The organism is Cupriavidus sp. 8B, from assembly GCF_054589115.1.
Window position 1 is genome coordinate 11,610 of the sequence record NZ_BAAILO010000310.1, and the last position, 2,597, is coordinate 14,206.

1 protein-coding gene is annotated in these 2,597 nt (G+C 67.3%); it reads left to right on the forward strand.

What is annotated here, in order from left to right; translation table 11 throughout:
• Positions 1-2,326: penicillin acylase family protein (locus ACYP5B_RS30965; protein ID WP_459572206.1), on the forward strand; the 2,326-nt coding region annotated here is incomplete at its 5' end.
• Between the last annotated feature and the right edge of the window lie 271 nt (positions 2,327-2,597).

A 2,597-nucleotide genomic window follows, 5' to 3' on the forward strand; every position in this document is an offset into this window, starting at 1 on the left:
GGGCCTGGAAAAGCCCGCCAGCATCCTGATCGACCGCTGGGGCGTGCCGCATATCTATGCCAATACGCTGTACGACGCCTTCTATGTACAAGGCTTCATGGCCGCGCGCGACCGCTTGTGGCAGATCGACCTGTGGCGCAAGCGTGGCCTGGGCGAGATGGCCAAGGACTTCGGGCCGGCCTATGTGGAAGGGGACCGCATGGCGCGCGCCGTGCTGTTCCGCGGCGACATGTACCGCGAGTGGCTGGCCTACGGCTCGGATGCCAAGCGCGTGGCCGAGGCCTTCGTGGCGGGCGTGAACGCCTACGTGGCGCAGACGGAGAGCAAGCCGGACTTGCTGCCGCCGGAGTTTCGCACGCTGAACTACAAGCCCGCGCGCTGGCGCGCGGAAGACATCGTGCGCATCCGCCATCACGGGCTCACGCTCAATGCCATGGGCGAGGTCAACCGCGCGCAGGTCTACTGCCAGGTCAAGCCCGATGCCGCGCGCACCGACTGGGTGCAGCGCGAGCTGGATCCGCCGATCCAGCCCAAGCTGCCGGACGGCCTCGATCCCTGCGCGCTGCCCACCGTCGAGCTGCGCCGTGCCTATGAGCTCGCCACCGCCGCGCCGCGCTTTCCCAAGGAATGGTGGGCCTCGGCCAAGGCGGAGGGCATCCCGCACGAAGCGCTGTATGCCGTGCTCGACACCAACAGCGACACCGCGCGCAGCCTCGGCTCCAATAACTGGGTCATCTCGGGCTCGCGCACCAGCACTGGCCGCCCCATCCTGGCCAACGACCCGCACCGCGCGCACGGCGCGCCCAGCCTGCGCTATATCAGCCACCTGAATGCGCCGGGGATGTCGGCGATCGGTGCCGGCGAGCCCTTCCTGCCGGGGATCTCGATAGGGCACAACGACAACATCGGTTTCGGCATGACCCGCTTCTTTATGGATCAGGAGGATCTCTACGTCTACGAGACCAACGTCACGCAGCCGCACGAGTACAAGTACCGCGGCCGCTGGGAGCCCATGGAAACCGTGACCGAGGAGATTGCCGTCAAGGGCGAGGCCACGCCGCGCAAGATCAACCTGGAATTTACCCGCCACGGGCCGGTGCTGGTGACGGATGCAAAGAGCAATCGCGCCTACGCGCTGCGCGCGGCCTGGCTGGACCTTGGCATGGCGCCGTACTTCGGCTCCATGGACTACATGCGCGCCCAGAACTGGGACCAGTTCCGCGCCGCCATGAACCGCTGGGGCGCGCCCGGCGAGAACCAGGTCTACGCCGACCGCGAAGGCAACATTGGCTGGATTCCCGGCGGCCTGACCGTCATCCGCCCCAACTGGGACGGCCTGACGCCGGTGCCGGGCGACGGCCGCTACGAGTGGGCGGGCTACCGCAACATGGACGAGCTGCCGTGGGCCTACAACCCTGCCGCCGGCTATGTGGTGACCGCCAACGAAAACAACATCCCGCCCAGCCACCCAGCGGCCAAGATGGGGGTGGGCTACGAATGGAGCGATACGGCGCGCGCGCGCCGGCTCAAGAGCCTGGTGGCCGCGAACCCGCATTCGTCGGTGGCCGACAGCATGGCCTGGCAGAACGACACCACCTCGCTGCCGGCGCTGCGCGCGGTGGCGCTGCTTGCCAATGTGCGCACCGACGACGCCCAGGCGCGGCGAGGACTGGACCTGCTGCGCGGCTGGGACGGCAACGAGCGCGCCGACAGCGCGCCGGCGGCGCTGTTCGAAGTCTGGTTCAGCAAGTACCTGCGCCCGGCCGTGGTGCGCGCGGCGCTGTCGCCGGAAGGCGCCAGGCTTGCGGGCTACGGCGACGCCAGCCGCGTGCTGGCCGTGCTGGAAAAGCCCGAGCCGTGGATGCCGGTGGAGCGCCGCAACGAAGTCATCGTGGCCTCGCTCAAGAGCGCCATGGCGGAGGTGGAGCGTAAGCTCGGCCCCGACCCCAAGGCCTGGCAATGGGGCAAGCTGCACACTGCGGTGTTCAGCCATCCGCTGGACCCGCTGCTGGACAACGCGGCGCGCCAGCGCTACGACGTCAACGCCGGGCCGATCGGCGGATCCTCCTTCACGCCGATGAACACCAGCTACCGCAACAGCGACTACCAGCTCACCGCGGGCGCGTCGTTCCGCATGGTGCTGGACGTGGGCAACTGGGATGCATCGCGCGTGGTCAACGCGCCCGGGCAATCCGGCAATCCCACCAGCCCGCACTATCGCGACCTGGCGCAGATGTGGGCGAGAGGCGATTACTTCCCGCTGCTCTACACGCGCAAGGCGGTGGAGAAGGAGACGCGGGAGCGGGTGGAGTTGGTGCCGCAGTAAAAACCTGCGCAGGTGCATGGGCGTACCGCTGGTCTGCGCCCCTCTCCCATGAAATGGGAGAGCAACCGTGTCGAGTGGGGGCGGGGGAGAGGGCGGGTGTTGGATGTGGCGTTGGCTCTCGGATGCCTACTTGTTCACCATCCGTGCTGCTTCACTGCAAATTCAACTGCTTAACGTCAAAAGCTTAAAGTCAAAGGCAGTTTCACCTCCCCTGCGGGGAGGCGACCTACTTTCTTGTCTCGCCAAGAAAGTAGGCAAAGAAGGCGACCCG